The following is a 14,675-nucleotide window of genomic DNA, read 5'->3' as shown; positions in this document are numbered from 1 at the left end:
TCGTTAATGGCACTTCTTAATATTTGCCTTGACGGCCTTATTCATGGCTGAGCGCATAATGCAGTTGCACAACGCCGTTGCCAAGGGGCTTACAATCCAGCAGTTGTACATCCTTATACTGGTAGTGTTCCTGGTCCAACAAGAGATTGTAGCCCTTCCCCTCCATCACGGGCGCGATATTGAAGATAGCCTCGTTAACGAGCCCTTGGCTTAGAAAGGTATTATGTAGATCAGCGCCCCCAGAAAGAAGAGCTGTTGTATGGCCCTTTGCTTGCAGGTAGTCCAGGGCTTCTTGAGGCGTGCTCACAACCTTGACGCCGGGAACGTCTTTGACGGTCTGTGAGAGGACAACAATGTTCAAATTGGCAAAGGGATTTTCACCGCTTGCCTGTCCTGACTGAGCCACGCGGCTTGCGTCCTGTTGCATACCCTCAAATGTTCGCCGTCCAACGATGAAGTTACCAGCAGCACTAGCTTGAGCCGCGAAATCGGCGAGTGTTTCTGGCTTGGGTGGATGCTCGGGGCTAGACTGTGCGTAGTTTCCGTTCGCGGTTAAAGTGGCCCAAAGAATGGTTTTCATGAAAATTCTCCTTGAATTGATATGATTCTATGAAAAGGGTTTTGATAATAAATGTGTGTTCATAACAAGCGTTAGCTTAGTTGTTGGAGCCAGTTCGCGATAGCCTGACCAATCTCATCGGGGGAATCCTCCTGAGGCGTGTGGTGCCCGCGTACGCTCACCTTGGTTTGTGCGGGGAATGCATGGTTAGGTGCATCCTGAGCGGTACCTTTTGTGCCTGGAACAGCTTGAATAAGCAACTTTGGAACGTCGCTGTGGGAAAGCCATTGAGCTGAGGTAGTGACAATCTCTGTCACGTCTGCTGGTTCGCCTTCAATAGGGAGTTGACGTGCCCAGGAGAGAGTCGGGCGCCGTCCTTCCCCTGATTCGGCGAAGGGGCGACGATAAGCGCTCATCTCTTCCTCTGTCAGTGCGCGAAGAACTGTCTTTGGCAGATTAAATTCGATGAAGGCGTTGTGCTCCAATACTAATTGCTCACCTTCTTGCGAGCGCATGGCCTGGAAACGTTGGCGCGCGATCTCGGGCATCTCGCTCCATGTGGATGTCTCGGCTACCGCTTCCATATAGGCAATACCACGTACGGTCTTCGGGTGTCGACGAGCCCAATCAAATGCCAGGGCTGCTCCCCAGTCATGCCCAACCAGGACGACCTGATCGCGAATATCCAGCGCTTCGAGCAGCGCGTCGAGATAGCGGCGATGCTCAATGAAGGTATAGGAATCAGGGCCGCTATGTGGCAACTTTTGGGAATCGCCCATACCGATGAGATCTGGCGCGATAATCCTGCCAGATCCTTGTACATAGGGAAGAATATTGCGCCAGACATAGGAATAAGTGGGATTGCCGTGTAGGAAGATAATAGGATTGCCCTGGCCCTCGTCAACATATGCCATCTCTAAGCCTAGAATCTGCTGACGTTTCTTTTGATATGGAAATTCTGCGCTTAACATGCTCTTTCTCTCTTTTCTGAAAACCCTGTTGTGTTTGTCTGAATCTTTGTGCCCGCTTCCTATCCTGGTTGAGATCCCTGGTATATCGTTGTATTGGGAAGCGATGCTTGTTTATGATCAAAGTATAGATGTCGGATGGATGAATTGACTTCATCCGTGGGGATGATAAATTGTATGAATTGTGTGCGGCTTGAAGAGGAATTGTTAGTGGTGGAAACTGAGATGTACCTGACCCGCGACGTTATCCGAAGCTAAGAGTGAGTATTCTTGAGTAGTGTGAGTGCTCTCTGCCAGCAAAAAGTAGGTATGTTATCCAACAACAATAAAGTATTCTGATCTGTTAGGCAACAAATTAGTCTGCCCTAAAAAGCATTCGCCAACGCTGCCGACCAGACGGCTAGCTTCGCCACCACATGGTACCGCTTCAAGCTGAGCTTGTGTTATGCGAGTTTGAGTATCCCAGGTGGTTGCGCTCAGGCGAATGAATAGCTTGCTATAGAGTAGTGAGTACTTCAGTTTTTTTGACAGAGGCAGGTAGACTCGTAATAGACTCTTATTGGATATTGGAAGGCTCATATCTCCAGGGAAAGCTATCCTCTCAAGAAAGGCTTAGACAACATGGGATTATTAGAGCGAAAGGTCGCACTTGTAACAGGCTCTGATAGTGGAATTGGAAGAGCTATTGCACTATTATTTGCCCGGGAAGGCGCGGATGTCGTTATTAATTATGTGCGCAATGAAGATAAGGCAGCTGAAGTGAAGAGTATGATCGAGGGGCAAGGAGGAACCTGCCTGGTGCATCAAGCGGATGTATCGCAGCTTCAGCAGGTTACCGAGTTGGTAGCGCATACCGTCGAGCAGTTTGGTCGCCTGGATATCCTGGTTAACAATGCAGGTATGAAGATCCAGAGCCCCTTTCTAAACGTGACCGAAGAGCAATTTGACCGTGTCATAGATGTTGATCTCAAGGGCGTATTTTTCTGCGCGCAGGCGGCGGCGCGTGAGATGGTCAAACAGAATATTCGTGGGCGTATCATCAATATCTCATCAGTGCATGAGGACCTGCCTATGCCTGAGAACACACCCTATTGTTGTGCTAAGGGGGGCGTAAGAATGCTGACACGTACGATATGTCTGGAACTGGCTAAGCATAATATTACTGTCAATAATATTGCATCAGGGGCAATCGATACCCCAATTAATGCCGATGTAAAGGCTGATCCTACAAAATATAAGGCGCTTCTGAATGAGATTCCTCTTCAGCGCCTGGGGCAGCCGGAAGAAGTGGCACATCTGGCGCTATACCTGGCTTCTGATGCGGCTGAGTACGTTACAGGCTCAACCTTCGTTATTGATGGGGGCTGATGCATAATACTGGCGGACTCTAAGAGTTTTTGTTAAAAGAGTGGGTCCAGAGGGCAGTTCGCGCGAACTGCCCTCTGGACCCACTCTTTTTTCTGGTAATGAAAAGGTCAGGCATTAATGCTTTTCTGTTCCTGGTTACGCAAGATTCTCGCGAAGTGCGCACGTAAAGAAGGCGAGAAGTGGCGCAACTCGGCAGCACGTTGGAGTGCTGTAAGATTACTTTTATCGCCAATGACCGCTGCGACCTCGGCGACAGTCATGCTTGTCTCATCACGTTCCAAAAGAGTCATGGTATCATTGGTGGCTATATCACCCTCTTCAAGTACCGAGAGATAGAAGCCAACCCGCTCGCTTTCCTGAAAGCGCTTAATAAAGTTGGGACGCTCCAGACGTGCTTCGAGCTTATAGCAAGGTGTGCGTGGCTGGGTGACCTTGAAGGTCGCATTGCCAATGCGGAAAATATCCCCGATTCTGACCTCATGTTCGTGCACTCCCGAGAGTGTAAGATTCTCGCCAAAGGATCCCCAGGGAAGTTGTTCGCGTGCTAGTTCATGTTGCCAGTAGGGATAATGAATTGAAGGGTAGGCGTATACAGCCTTATCCGCTCCCCCATGATTTTTTAGATCGCTTTGCCGATCGCCATCGAGGTTCATTTTTGTGACAGCTACCCGTCCCTGGGTGGGATATTTATAGATACTCGTTTGAAATTCTTTGCCTCCCCACTGGATTATGCGTGGCTGGCCTACATTTACCGAGATGACGCGCATGGTTTCTGGGTGCATGGCTAAAATCAACTCCCCACTATGCTATGTTTTGGACTATGCTACTCGTTCTATAGTACTTATACTGCCAAGTTTATACAAGGCTGGCGTATTGTCAATTAGAATCTGGTTAGTTGCTATGAGCATTATAACAGCGCTCTGGGCCTTTGTTCTTAAAACCTGAAGAGAGTGTCAGGATTAGAATCTGTCTATGTTATAGTGTAGTTGTACACAAGAGATGGTGGAGGGAAAGTGAAAAATGGTTTGATTAAAGGAGGCAAAGGAAATGCAGCTTTTGCCATCTGAGGCATATCAATTAGCGAAGAGCTATCATTTAGGTGCGCCCCAGGTGTGTTATCGGCGAGGATGGCTAAGAACATTAACTGGCCTGACCCTTTCTCTCTCTGGTTTGTATGGTGGGTATCAGCTGTTATTGTATGGCTTCCCACTTCTATTTTATTATTTCGGTGAGCGAGAGGGCAGTTTCTATGTCCTGGGGCCATTCACGCGCTATGATGCGGTATTTGAAACTGATGGTAGTGTAATTGATCTGGCGATCTGGGCGCGGTCGCATGCGTGGTGCTGGTTACTCTTATTTTTTGGCACCGTGTTGAGTGTGAGCGCATTCATCGTATTATGCAAGGTTACGGGAGAGCTGTTTATTCGTGAGCGAGTGTATGTCTGTGTGGAAGGTATTGTCTGGCTTAAGGGTGTGAGTAGGGCTCATATAGTCTTGCGCTGGGACGAGATACACGAGTTACGTTCCCAAAAGGAAGAGTTATATGAACGTTATCACATCCCACCAGCGCAACGTGTGTTCCTCTTAACAAAAGAGGGGCAATCGATCGCCCTCTCTTTCACCGGCTTGAGAGAGATTATTGAGGAGAATTTAGCAAAGACACGATTGACCGAAGTTAGCTCGCAAGTTTTATAGATAGAAGAGGAGCTTTTCGTCAAAAAGGTAGGAGACGAAGATGGATAGTGATGGAGCGCAAAGCGCGGCGGAAGGTTTACGGCGACCGTGGCGCTTGTGGCTGGTAAGGCATGGTACAACATCCCTGAATGAGCAGGGGCGTTACTGCGGATGGAGCGATCCGCCGCTTTCAACGTCAGGTGGTGTTCAGGCGCGCTGGCTGGCTCACCGTCTGCGGGATGCTAGACTGATCAAGATGTACTGTAGCGATTCTCTGCGCGCGAAAAATACCGCCAGCATCATACTTGAAAACGCGTCAGAACGAATTGAGGTTCAATACACGGCACAATGGAGAGAGCTCAATTTTGGCGCGTGGGAAGGTCTTACCTACGAGGAAATCCGTACCCGTTTTCCAGCGGAGAAAGGCTTCTTTCAGAAACCTCTAGAGATAGCACCTCCAGGAGGAGAGAGTTTTCCACAATTACTACAACGCATAGACGAGGGATGGAGGGTCATCCTAGCTGATGTTATGAGTCAAGAACAAGAGCGTAATGTGGAAAATGGATCAATACAGTACACGCTTGTGAGTCATGGGGGGCCATTACGCGCTCTTCTGTGCAAACTGCTGAACTGGCCTATGGAGTATCAATGGCAGTTGCGTCTGGAACCTGGTTCGCTGAGCGCCGTAGATCTGTTTTGGGATGGCACCTCGTTATTCGCGACACTTGTACTATTAAATGAGCAAAATAGCGATGTCGCATCAAGAGTATTTGGAGTAGTATCGGAAAAGAAAGGAAATAAATAGTGCATGAAGCAGGATCCACAACCTGATCGAGAGAAGTATATCTCTGAGGAGTCAACCGAGCGTGTGCAAGCACACCAAAACGGTGAGCCAGAACGAGGGCGTACCCCGTATCGCCCAAAGCGACCCATATTAAAGCCTGATCCTACAGGTGAGGGTAATACATGGTATGGATCTGCGGGTAGCAAGCAGCCAGAAGAGGTAGGGCCACGGGCTCATATACATAGTCCAGTGGGTGGCGTCGCGCCCGGTAGTCCCCAGGCGACGCATGGTGTAGGGCCACAGGGGGGAGCGAGGCCAATACAAACGCCTGCTTTTCTGGCAAATACCTCCTTAAGCGAGCAATTTGCTGAACTTGTAGCGGCTATACGCTTTCTCTCAATTCTGCCTATTCCGACGAGTTGGGGTCAGAAGCCGGGGCCGCAGGGCGTGCCTATTACGAGGATTGGTGGAGGATATTTTCCGTTTGTAGGGCTAATCTTTAGCTTGTTGTTATGGCTGATAACGTGGCTATTAGGTCTGCGCCTGCCTTACCTTGCTGTCACTGCGCTCAGTGTCGTCGGCATTGTCATCCTGACAGGTGGCTTGCACCTGGATGGATTGATGGACTCATGTGATGGATTGTTTGGGGGAAAGACACGCGAAAATAAGCTTGAGATCATGAAGGATAGTCGTGTGGGAAGCTTTGGTGTTCTCAGCGCGATCTGTGTTCTCCTGCTCAAATGGGCGTTTCTGGGCAGCATTCCAGGGGAGCACCTGATCCCCTCACTCTTGCTCACACTAGTCTCGGCGCGCTGGGCGATGCTCTTCGCGATCTTTGTCTTCCCAAGTGCCCGCCCTGGCGGTCTGGGCGCGACGTATCGGCAAGCGATAACCCGTAATCAGTTACTTCTAGCTGGAGTGATCTCGGTGGTCGTTGTGTTGATTGCCGGCTTCTGGCTGGCGGGTTGGATGGGAGTAGCGATAGGTGTTCTGGTATGGGTGTGCGCGATCATCTGCGCTCTATTGCTGGGGAATGGCATCGGCGCTATGATAGGTGGATTGACAGGAGATAGCTATGGAGCGATAGAGGAGATGACAGAGGTCGTACTTCTCTTCCTCCTGGCGCTCATTTAGGATGTAATTGATGAGACTTTGGATTGGATAGAAGGAGGTCCTTATTGCATACTGAGTTAGAGCACGTGTCGGCTATTCTCTCCACCACACCAGAACGCTGGCAGCGGTTAATTAGCGTACTTCCCGCTGATGTGCTGACACGTCCACCAGTCGCTGGAGAGTGGTCGGCGCTCAACTGCTTACAGCATTTAGTGGTCGCAGAGCGATCGCTCTTCCCTGTACGCTTTCAGTCGTTTCTAGCAGGGCAGGATTTTGAAAATTTTGATCCGCACCAGCGGCATGCGGACATTGATGTTCAGACACCTGAAGAACTGGCAACCGCTTTTGTACAACTTCGCCAGGAAAATCTGGTTAAGATCGAACAAGTGCGGGATGAAGACCTAAAACGGACGGTACAACATCCCAAGTTTGGGACCGTGACACTGGCAGAGATGCTCCATACATGGGCTGCTCATGATTTGAATCATACCATTCAGGCTGAACGGGCGCTTATGCAACCTCTTATGCTCAACTGCGGTGGTTGGCGTTCTTTCTTTTATGACCATGAGGTTGGCGCTTCAAAATCGTGAGATTTTAGAGGCATGGCATTGGCTAAAGCTCAATGTCTACATATTAAGAAGCTCAAGATATCTGCATACTACTACAAGTGCTAAAGCGCTTTGTAGAGAGTCAGGGGGTGAAGGTGTGCTTAATGTACACCCTCACCCCCTGATCTGTATGAGCTAGCGGGCGACCCGGCTAGAGAATTAGGACCTGAGCGTAGAGGCCAAAGCTGACGAGTGCGAGCGCGACCAGAACAACGATGTACTCAACTTTGCCTCCAGTGCGGAAACTAACAAGGGGGATGCGTTGGCTCTTCTGATAGAAGGGATAGAGCCAGGGAACTCCTGCGACGGTCATGGTATCCTCGATACTGTGAAGCACACAACCGATCATGACCGCAGCATAGAAGGTATAGGTTGCGCGAATATTCACAGGATCAAGTTCTATACCAGCCTTTGTGAGCCCAAAGATGGCAAGCGAGATGACTAGCCCCCAGAAAACCACAGCTAGTAGGATACCGAAGAGGCTATGTGTCAGGGTTCGATGCTTGAAGTATTTTTTGACGATGGGCCTGGGTAGCAGAATAAGTCGGCTAATGCTGCTTTGGGGATGGTCAATGTCAGGTAGGAGAGCACCAATGATAATGCCGCTGTAGAAGACCATTTTGAAGAGCAGGTCTGTTGTGCTAAGCGGGTGTGGGGCCAGAGGATTTAGCGCGCCAGCGTTGTTCAGAGCCAGAGGGGCCCCTGACAGCGAGAAGTGAGTCGTGGCGTCAACAAGGGAGTTGAGAGCGATAGCTGCCGCCGCGCTGAAGAGCATATGGCTGTGTCCTAACATCCAGGTAATGTCCTCTCAATTTTAGAATGGTGGGTGAGCACTTCTCACACGTTGCTTTGGGTAGGTCTCCCATATTCAGCAAAAAGGGTTCATTAATTACATAGACGAGGTGATATTTATCAGTATATCCTGCTTATTATTACGGCTGTGATGCGCTTTTGGCGTCATTTTTGTGTGGGATTTAAGCGTGAGGAGTTACAGGTCCTTAAGGAGTGATCCGTGGTACGATAATGAGCAACTTATGATAAATGTGGAGGATCGGTATAAATGACTGGACAGGGTCTGAGCCCGCACCTGATGCTCATTCTTGGTGGGCACGCAGCGGAAAAAGCGCCTTCGCTGAGCGCCTGGCGAGGACGAGTGGGCGCTCGGTTGCGTTTATCGCGACGGCGACGGCTGGCGATGAGGAGATGAGAGAGCGGATTGAGCGGCACCGCACTGAGCGTCCTGCAAATTGGCTCACCATTGAGGAGCCACTAGATATGGTTGCGGCTGTGCGGCAGGGAGCAAAGGTCGCGGATGTAATCATACTGGATTGTATGACACTCTGGCTGACGAACTGGCTTTTCCGCGATGGCTCTATTGATGTTGATGGTGAGATGTCGCGACCGGGAGAGCTCTTTAACGAGGAGGTCGCGCGAGAAGTTGAGCGACTTGTGAGCGCTATACAAGAATTACCTGACAGCAAGTCGCTGCTGATTGTCTCGAATGAGGTTGGGTTGGGATTAGTGCCTGACACGCCGCTGGGCCGCGTCTACCGCGATATCCTGGGGCGCATCAATCAGCGAATCGCGACTGAAGCTGATCTGGCTTACCTGCTAGTGGCGGGTCTGCCTATCGAACTCAAGCATTTGCAGGCGAGCTATCCCTGGTGATAGAATGACCAAGCTGTATATTATCAATTATCGATGCTGCTTCGCTGATATACACGGTTTGCGGAAGCTAGAGTGCAGTAGTGTTGGTAAGTGCTTCTTATAGCAAAGAAAAGTACATTGGGTGACCCATAAAGCCGCAAGGCGAGTGGGTTGAAAAGGGAAGCCGGTGGAAATCCGGCGCAGTCGCGCTACTGTAACTGGTGAGCGCCTCACTCTCCTCATAATAGATGAGGAGACGCAAAATCACTGCTCTTTTACGAGAGTGGGAAGGTTTGGTGAGGAGTGTTTGAAACCAGGAGCCAGGAGACCTGCCCAATGCTAAAAGCTCTTATCCTTCGCGTCAAAGGAGCGAGTACATGGATGAAATATTGAGAACAGGCGATATCGAGCCTTTGCCGCTTGATAATTCGAAACACTCTCCCATGTCTTCCCCATATCTCCAAAGGACGCGAGGTGACCAACGGGCAATGTTGTTGTCTATCGTGACATATTGGAGGAGTTCGACTAGTGTCTACCCGTGTCATCTCTCAACGCCTGTTACCCCTGGTGCTTGTCGCGCTGTGCGCGCTACTCTCCGCTTGCGGTGGTGCTACAGCCACCCAAAATGGGACTAACACACCAACTGCTACACAGGCACCAGCGCTTGACTATTATGGCAAGCCTATTACAATGCCCAAGACCGCTCCACAGCGTATCATCTCATTGACCGCCAGTACGAGTGAGATCCTGGGAGCTCTTGGACTACAAAGCAAGGTTGTAGGCGTGGACGCCTTTACAAGCTATCCTGCTGACCTCACGAAGCTGCCCAAGGTATCCAGCGCCAACGGCTATGATGTAGAACGCATTATCGGTCTTAAGCCTGACCTTGTGCTCTCCAGTGGGGGCCTGACAAAGGAATATGATAGCAAGCTCAAGGATCTTGGGGCGAACATTGTTGACCTGCCTACAGTAAATTTCACCCAGACCTTTGATCAGATTCAGCTTGTTGGACGGATGACCTTTACGGAAGAGAAAGCGAATTCGCTGGTCACTGAATTGAAAAAGGAGCGCCAGGACATCAAGCAGAAGGTAGCAGGCACTGATTCGCCCAAGGTGCTACTAGAAGTTGATGACAGCACTCCCGGTAAGCCCTATGTCTTTGGCGGGGGATCGTTTGGTGATGAACTGGCTCAGGATGCCAGCGCGACCAATATTTTTCATAGCAATACCGCCAACGAAGGCTATCCACAGGTGACTGACGAGTCTGTTATCAGCGCCAATCCTCAGTTTATTATTCTGACGGAAGATCCCGTGTATGGAGGCAACCCAGAGAGCGTATATAAGCGCACGAACTGGGGAACTGTAGAGGCGATCAAAGCGCATAAGGTCTATCATATTAACTCTAATATTATGCAGAGACCTGGCCCAAGGCTGGTGCAGGGTTTGCGCTGTCTGGCACAGGTAGTGCATCCTGATAAGTTCACAGAGACTTTACCCGCTTACTGTTCCGGCACAATCTAAGTTCTTATTAATCCGAGTGTACTCTAGTTCTTGTAGAAAATGCCTTGAACGACGGAAGTCCAGAGGCGCGGAGACCTTCTCCGCGCCATCTTACCATAGAGAGGAGTGAGATTATGTCGGAAGATGAGGTTATCAAGGAGACGAAAGGATACGATCCCGAAGAAGATGAGGAGCTAAGTGAAGAGGAGCGTCTCAAGAGGCAGAAAGCGAGCCATGTCGCGAGGCGCGAGCGGGCTAAAACCGCCATCAAGAAGGGGCTGGTGATTCTGAATACAGGCAAAGGGAAGGGGAAGACGACGGCGGCTCTAGGGCTGCTCTTCCGTGCCTGGGGTCAGGGCTTGCGCGTATGTATTCTTCAGTTTATCAAGGCTCGCACAGCGAATTGGGGAGAGGAGAAGGCGGCGCGCAAAGTCGGGATCGAGATATATCCTCTTGGCGACGGCTTTACCTGGCTCTCCAAGGATATTGAGCATGATAAGGAGCTGGCACGTCAGGGATGGGAATTGTGTAAACAAAAGATCCTTTCGGGAGAGTATGATCTGATCGTGCTCGATGAGTTAACATATACCCTCAAATATGGCTGGTTGGAATGGCGCGAGATTCAAGAAGTACTTGATAACAGACCTGAAGGCATGCATATCGTGATTACGGGTCGTTATCCGATTCCCGAATTAGTCGAGTATGCTGATACTGTCTCGGAGATAACGGACATCAAACATCACTACGACGCGGGTGTCAAAGCGCAGAAGGGAATCGAGTTCTGAGTGAGCAAAGTAGGAAGCGAGTATGATGGCAGGAGTGAGGGACTGGTTCTCCTGCTAGCCGTGGGATTTGATCTTCTCGGCGAGCCACCAGCGAGGTTCCATCCTGTCGTATGGTATGGGAAGCTTATTCGCATGCTCGAACGTAGGGCACCGCATAGCAATAATGCTCGCTTGCTTTATGGTGTGTGGATGCTACTAGTTGCGTGTACCATTGTGCTGGTCATCGTGAGTCTCTTTCAACGCTTTACGCAAGGATTAGCAGGACTGACACAACGCTGGGGAGAGTGAGAGCAGGTTGGCTTGGTGTAGCGTTTCTGTATGGAGTGGCGCTCAAACCCTTCTTCGCATGGCGCATGCTGGCGGAGGCTGGAGCAACCGTGAGGCGTGCTCTAGAGCGTGAAGACCTAGAGGCCGCACGCGAGGCATTGGGGAGCCTGGTGAGCCGAGATCGCTCCCAACTGAGTCGTGAACTAATTGTGGCGGCAGCTATCGAGTCATTGGCGGAGAACTTGAGCGACTCGGTAGTTGCTCCTCTCTGCTATTACGCGCTTTTCGGCTTGCCTGGGGCTGCCCTTTATCGTCTCGCAAACACATTTGACTCCATGATTGGCTATCACGGCTCGTATGAGCATCTAGGGAAAGCTGCGGCGCGCCTGGATGATACCCTCAACCTGCTACCATCGCGACTGACCGCTCTCCTCATCATTGCCTGCGCGCGTTTGTATGATGGTGATCAACGTCAAGCCTGGGCCATATGGAGGAGTGATGCGAGTAAGACTGAGAGTCCGAACGCGGGTCAGCCAATGGCGGCGGCGGCAGGTGCGCTGGGCTTGCGCCTGGAAAAGGTGGGACATTACGTGCTTGGCGTCGAGCGGCGATCGTTGACGCCCTCCGCCATAAAGCGCGCGGAACAGATGGTCTGGTGGGTTGGAGGATGCGCCTTTCTCTGTGCACTGGTTGTCAGGGTCTTAAGAAGGCGGGTGAGGTAGATGTATGACTAGAGAGCCGGTTGTGCATGGCGCGTTTGATTACGCTGAACTTGAGCGCCTAGGCTTGAGCACGAAGGATGTACTGGACTTTAGTGTCAATTCCAATCCCTACGGACCCTCGCCAGCGGCGCGCGAGGCTCTAGCTACGCTAGCCCTTGAGCGCTATCCTGACCGCGAATGCCTTGCGTTAAAGCGTGCGCTGTTAAGCTACGAAGTTACCAGCACAGGAATTGAGCTTGAGGGGTTAGTCTGTGGGAATGGGGCCAGCGAATTGATATGGACGATAGCACGCGCCTTCTTGCGATCAGGAATGGTCACCGCGCGTCTGTCTCCGACATTTGGTGAGTATCAAGCCGCCTCGCGAGCGATAGGAGCTCTTGATTTAGCATATAGACTTGACCCCATGTGTGGATTCGAGGTCAATCTAAATGCTCTTCTAGAGTGGCTTGAAGTGGAGAGACCCACGCTCTTCTGGCTCTGTAATCCCAATAACCCGAGCGGAGGGTGGTTACCTCTTGAGCAGGTGCGAGAACTGGCTCAGATCTGTGAGCACCTTGGAACGCTGCTCGTAATAGACGAATCATATCATCATTTCCGCTTTCCTAGAAAAGCAGCAAACAACTCCACGAAGCCACAAGATGATACCGCACTCACATTATTGAGTGAGGGTTTGAGCGTGCTTATTCTCCGCTCGCTTACCAAGGACTTTGCCCTGGCGGCGTTGAGGCTTGGCTATGTAGTGACGACCTCAGAACTGGCTACACGTCTGAGTGCTCATCTACCATCCTGGAACGTCAACGGGGCCGCTCAGGTCGCAGCGACAGCGGCGCTCTCTGATAGAGCACACCTGGAACGTTCTTTAAACGCGCTGGAGGTGGAGCGTAATGCCTTCTTTGCTGCTTTGCGAGAATTGGATGTGGATGTCATACCATCAGGTACACACTATACGTTGGTGCGCGTTGGAAACGCACCGGCCTTGCGCACGGCGCTGTTACGTCGAGGATTACTTGTGCGCGACTGTAGCTCCTTTGGTCTGCCACAATATATCCGCGTTGCCACGCGGCAGGAGCAAGAATGGCGGAGATTAACGGAAGCTCTGACAATACTAAAGAGAGAGGAGCATGAACTATGGAGCGTTTAGCGCCTACATTGATGGTGCAAGGAACGGCTTCGACCGTAGGTAAGAGTACCCTGGTAACCGGGTTATGCCGCCTCTTCGCGCGCGAAGGGCTACGTGTGGCCCCTTTCAAGGCGCAGAATATGGCCCTCAACTCATTTGTAACGCCGAGCGGCGGTGAGATTGGACGAGCACAGGCTGTTCAAGCTGAGGCAGCAGGCATTGAACCAATTGTCGAAATGAATCCCATTCTTCTCAAGCCGGAAGGCAATTCTCGGAGCCAGGTCATTATGCTTGGTCGGCCCTTGAGTACAATGGAGGCGAGTGAGTATTACAGGCAGCGCAGTGGTTTTGAAGAAGTGGTCAAAGAGTCGTTGGCGAATTTGCGCCGCGAATTTGATCTGGTGCTCATAGAAGGCGCGGGCAGCCCGGTAGAGATCAACCTGGCGCGCTATGACCTTGTTAATATGCGTGTAGCTCGTTGGGCTGATGCGTCGGTCTTACTAGCAGGTGACATTGATCGAGGAGGTATCTTTGCGTCGATGCTAGGCACACTCATGTTGCTTGAGCCTGAAGATCGTCGCCGTGTTAAAGGGCTGATTGTGAATAAGTTCCGTGGTGACTTGAACCTGTGGCGAGATGGAGAGCGAATGCTCGCCGAACGTGCAGATGTACCTGTACTTGGAACTGTGCCATACATGCAAGATCTGGGAATCGCAGAGGAGGATAGCGTCGCACTAGATGAAGGGTCGGCTCTGCTGATGCGCAGCGTGAAGGAGACAGGCGGCGATAAACTGCATATCGTCATTTCGCGCTTTCCTTATCTGAGCAACTATGACGAATTTGATGCTCTGGCAGCGGAACCCGGAGTACGTCTCTTCATGGTTGCCTCACCTGAGGAGTTACCTGAGCACGTTGATATGTTTATCTTGCCGGGCAGCAAGAACACGCTAGCAGACCTGGACTGGCTCTGGCGCAGTGGCTTGGGGACGCGTATACGTTCCTTGGTGCGCGAGGAGGTGGCTATTCTCGGTATCTGTGGAGGTTATCAGATGCTTGGTGAGTGCCTGCTAGATCCGATAGGGGCTGAGGGTGAGGCGGGAGTGGTTGCGATGGGCCTGGGCCTCTTGCCGCTGGAGACGACATTCGCAGCCCTCCATGAGAAAGTAACCTGTCAAAGTAGCGCGATCATTACAGATGCGGCGCGCCAGAGACTTGGCTTGCCGCTCATAATGGATACCTTACACGCTTATCAGATTCACCTTGGGCGAACCGAACCATCTGGCGACACTGATAAACTGAAGCCATTCTTCGAGTTACAGGGAGCATCCGAGGGATGGCTAGCAAGAGATAGCTGGTGTGGAGGATGCTATCTGCATGGTCTCTTTGAGAATGATGCCTTCCGGCATGGAGTACTACAAGCTCTTTGGGAAAGACGTGGTGTTAACGCGCCAGATATGAAACCTTTCGCGCGTGAGCAAGCTTATGATCGATTGGCTGATATGCTTGCCGAGCACCTTGACCTTTCCCAACTGCGCTCCATGATCGGATTATAGACTACCT

Annotated in this window: 16 protein-coding genes and 1 riboswitch; of the genes, 12 read left to right on the top strand and 4 right to left on the bottom strand. The window is 51.1% G+C overall.

Annotated features, from left to right (window positions below; genetic code table 11):
- Positions 1–37: 37 nt before the first annotated feature.
- Together K3T82_RS22485 and K3T82_RS22480 are read right to left on the bottom strand one after the other, a co-directional pair.
- Positions 38–580: a dihydrofolate reductase family protein gene (locus K3T82_RS22485; RefSeq protein WP_220195792.1), complete on the bottom strand. Its 543-nt coding sequence runs from the start codon at positions 578–580 to the stop codon at positions 38–40.
- Positions 581–651: 71 nt separating this feature from the next.
- Positions 652–1,530, bottom strand: a complete 879-nt coding sequence (locus K3T82_RS22480; RefSeq protein ID WP_220195791.1) for a haloalkane dehalogenase — start codon at positions 1,528–1,530, stop codon at positions 652–654.
- Positions 1,531–2,148: 618 nt separating this feature from the next.
- Here K3T82_RS22480 and K3T82_RS22475 point away from each other — a divergent pair.
- Positions 2,149–2,895, top strand: coding sequence for an SDR family oxidoreductase (locus K3T82_RS22475; protein WP_220195790.1), 747 nt, complete (start codon positions 2,149–2,151; stop codon positions 2,893–2,895).
- A 107-nt stretch (positions 2,896–3,002) separates the two neighbouring features.
- Here the strand turns inward: K3T82_RS22475 and K3T82_RS22470 are convergent, their stop codons facing one another.
- Entirely contained in the window at positions 3,003–3,677 is a 675-nt protein-coding gene (locus tag K3T82_RS22470) for an MOSC domain-containing protein (RefSeq protein ID WP_220195789.1), read from the bottom strand.
- Between the two features lie 265 nt (positions 3,678–3,942).
- Here K3T82_RS22470 and K3T82_RS22465 point away from each other — a divergent pair, with 265 nt between their 5' ends.
- Genes K3T82_RS22465 through K3T82_RS22450 form a run of 4 tightly spaced genes read left to right on the top strand, consistent with a single transcriptional unit; the run spans position 3,943 to position 7,056 of the window.
- Positions 3,943–4,590 (top strand): hypothetical protein, encoded by a 648-nt coding sequence (locus tag K3T82_RS22465; RefSeq protein WP_220195788.1) that lies wholly within the window; start codon positions 3,943–3,945, stop codon positions 4,588–4,590.
- Between the two features lie 40 nt (positions 4,591–4,630).
- A complete protein-coding gene (locus K3T82_RS22460) occupies positions 4,631–5,374 on the top strand; it encodes a histidine phosphatase family protein (protein WP_220195787.1) in 744 nt (247 codons plus the stop codon).
- 3 nt (positions 5,375–5,377) lie between these two features.
- A complete protein-coding gene (gene cobS / locus K3T82_RS22455; protein ID WP_220195786.1) occupies positions 5,378–6,487 on the top strand; it encodes an adenosylcobinamide-GDP ribazoletransferase in 1,110 nt (369 codons plus the stop codon).
- A 44-nt stretch (positions 6,488–6,531) separates the two neighbouring features.
- Complete coding sequence (locus tag K3T82_RS22450; RefSeq protein WP_220195785.1) at positions 6,532–7,056, top strand: DinB family protein; 525 nt, start codon at positions 6,532–6,534, stop codon at positions 7,054–7,056.
- A 169-nt stretch (positions 7,057–7,225) separates the two neighbouring features.
- Here K3T82_RS22450 and K3T82_RS22445 read toward each other — a convergent pair whose 3' ends face one another.
- On the bottom strand, positions 7,226–7,867 hold the full coding sequence (locus K3T82_RS22445; protein ID WP_220195784.1) for a metal-dependent hydrolase: 642 nt from the start codon (positions 7,865–7,867) through the stop codon (positions 7,226–7,228).
- 248 nt (positions 7,868–8,115) lie between these two features.
- Here K3T82_RS22445 and cobU point away from each other — a divergent pair, with 248 nt between their 5' ends.
- The 7 genes from cobU to K3T82_RS22410 all read left to right on the top strand — a co-directional run bounded on the left by cobU (position 8,116) and on the right by K3T82_RS22410 (position 14,668).
- Positions 8,116–8,742 carry a bifunctional adenosylcobinamide kinase/adenosylcobinamide-phosphate guanylyltransferase gene (gene cobU, locus K3T82_RS22440; protein WP_220195783.1) on the top strand — a complete coding sequence of 209 codons (627 nt, stop codon included), beginning with the start codon at positions 8,116–8,118 and terminating at the stop codon, positions 8,740–8,742.
- A 102-nt stretch (positions 8,743–8,844) separates the two neighbouring features.
- Positions 8,845–9,072, top strand: a riboswitch (cobalamin riboswitch).
- Between the two features lie 177 nt (positions 9,073–9,249).
- Positions 9,250–10,242 carry an ABC transporter substrate-binding protein gene (locus K3T82_RS22435; RefSeq protein WP_220195782.1) on the top strand — a complete coding sequence of 331 codons (993 nt, stop codon included), beginning with the start codon at positions 9,250–9,252 and terminating at the stop codon, positions 10,240–10,242.
- A 113-nt stretch (positions 10,243–10,355) separates the two neighbouring features.
- Positions 10,356–11,006: a cob(I)yrinic acid a,c-diamide adenosyltransferase gene (cobO, locus tag K3T82_RS22430; RefSeq protein ID WP_220195781.1), complete on the top strand. Its 651-nt coding sequence runs from the start codon at positions 10,356–10,358 to the stop codon at positions 11,004–11,006.
- Positions 11,007–11,294 carry a cobalamin biosynthesis protein gene (locus K3T82_RS49185; protein ID WP_220195780.1) on the top strand — a complete coding sequence of 96 codons (288 nt, stop codon included), beginning with the start codon at positions 11,007–11,009 and terminating at the stop codon, positions 11,292–11,294.
- Positions 11,291–11,995, top strand: coding sequence for an adenosylcobinamide-phosphate synthase CbiB (cbiB, locus tag K3T82_RS22420; RefSeq protein WP_220195779.1), 705 nt, complete (start codon positions 11,291–11,293; stop codon positions 11,993–11,995). The genes K3T82_RS49185 and cbiB overlap by 4 nt, the downstream gene beginning before the upstream one ends.
- Before the next feature lie 4 nt (positions 11,996–11,999).
- Positions 12,000–13,136 carry a pyridoxal phosphate-dependent aminotransferase gene (locus K3T82_RS22415; protein WP_220195778.1) on the top strand — a complete coding sequence of 379 codons (1,137 nt, stop codon included), beginning with the start codon at positions 12,000–12,002 and terminating at the stop codon, positions 13,134–13,136.
- Positions 13,124–14,668 carry a cobyric acid synthase gene (locus K3T82_RS22410; RefSeq protein ID WP_220195777.1) on the top strand — a complete coding sequence of 515 codons (1,545 nt, stop codon included), beginning with the start codon at positions 13,124–13,126 and terminating at the stop codon, positions 14,666–14,668. The genes K3T82_RS22415 and K3T82_RS22410 overlap by 13 nt, the downstream gene beginning before the upstream one ends.
- Positions 14,669–14,675 lie beyond the last annotated feature (7 nt).

It is taken from the genome of Ktedonospora formicarum (assembly GCF_016587355.1).
Taxonomy (GTDB): domain Bacteria; phylum Chloroflexota; class Ktedonobacteria; order Ktedonobacterales; family Ktedonobacteraceae; genus Ktedonobacter; species Ktedonobacter formicarum.
The sequence above is the reverse complement of the archived record's forward strand: the minus strand, read 5'-3'. Positions and strand labels throughout refer to the sequence as shown.

Excerpts from the sequence above, each read along its gene's own strand:
- K3T82_RS22470 (WP_220195789.1), bottom strand. The coding sequence starts at position 3,677 with ATGCACCCAGAAACCATGCGCGTCATCTCGGTAAATGTAGGCCAGCCA.
- K3T82_RS22415 (WP_220195778.1), top strand. The coding sequence starts at position 12,000 with ATGACTAGAGAGCCGGTTGTGCATGGCGCGTTTGATTACGCTGAACTT.
- K3T82_RS22475 (WP_220195790.1), top strand. The coding sequence starts at position 2,149 with ATGGGATTATTAGAGCGAAAGGTCGCACTTGTAACAGGCTCTGATAGT.
- K3T82_RS22485 (WP_220195792.1), bottom strand. The coding sequence starts at position 580 with ATGAAAACCATTCTTTGGGCCACTTTAACCGCGAACGGAAACTACGCA.
- cobU (WP_220195783.1), top strand. The coding sequence starts at position 8,116 with ATGTGGAGGATCGGTATAAATGACTGGACAGGGTCTGAGCCCGCACCT.
- cobS (WP_220195786.1), top strand. The coding sequence starts at position 5,378 with ATGAAGCAGGATCCACAACCTGATCGAGAGAAGTATATCTCTGAGGAG.
- K3T82_RS22465 (WP_220195788.1), top strand. The coding sequence starts at position 3,943 with ATGCAGCTTTTGCCATCTGAGGCATATCAATTAGCGAAGAGCTATCAT.
- K3T82_RS22460 (WP_220195787.1), top strand. The coding sequence starts at position 4,631 with ATGGATAGTGATGGAGCGCAAAGCGCGGCGGAAGGTTTACGGCGACCG.
- K3T82_RS22480 (WP_220195791.1), bottom strand. The coding sequence starts at position 1,530 with ATGTTAAGCGCAGAATTTCCATATCAAAAGAAACGTCAGCAGATTCTA.
- K3T82_RS22410 (WP_220195777.1), top strand. The coding sequence starts at position 13,124 with ATGGAGCGTTTAGCGCCTACATTGATGGTGCAAGGAACGGCTTCGACC.
- cobO (WP_220195781.1), top strand. The coding sequence starts at position 10,356 with ATGTCGGAAGATGAGGTTATCAAGGAGACGAAAGGATACGATCCCGAA.
- K3T82_RS22445 (WP_220195784.1), bottom strand. The coding sequence starts at position 7,867 with ATGTTAGGACACAGCCATATGCTCTTCAGCGCGGCGGCAGCTATCGCT.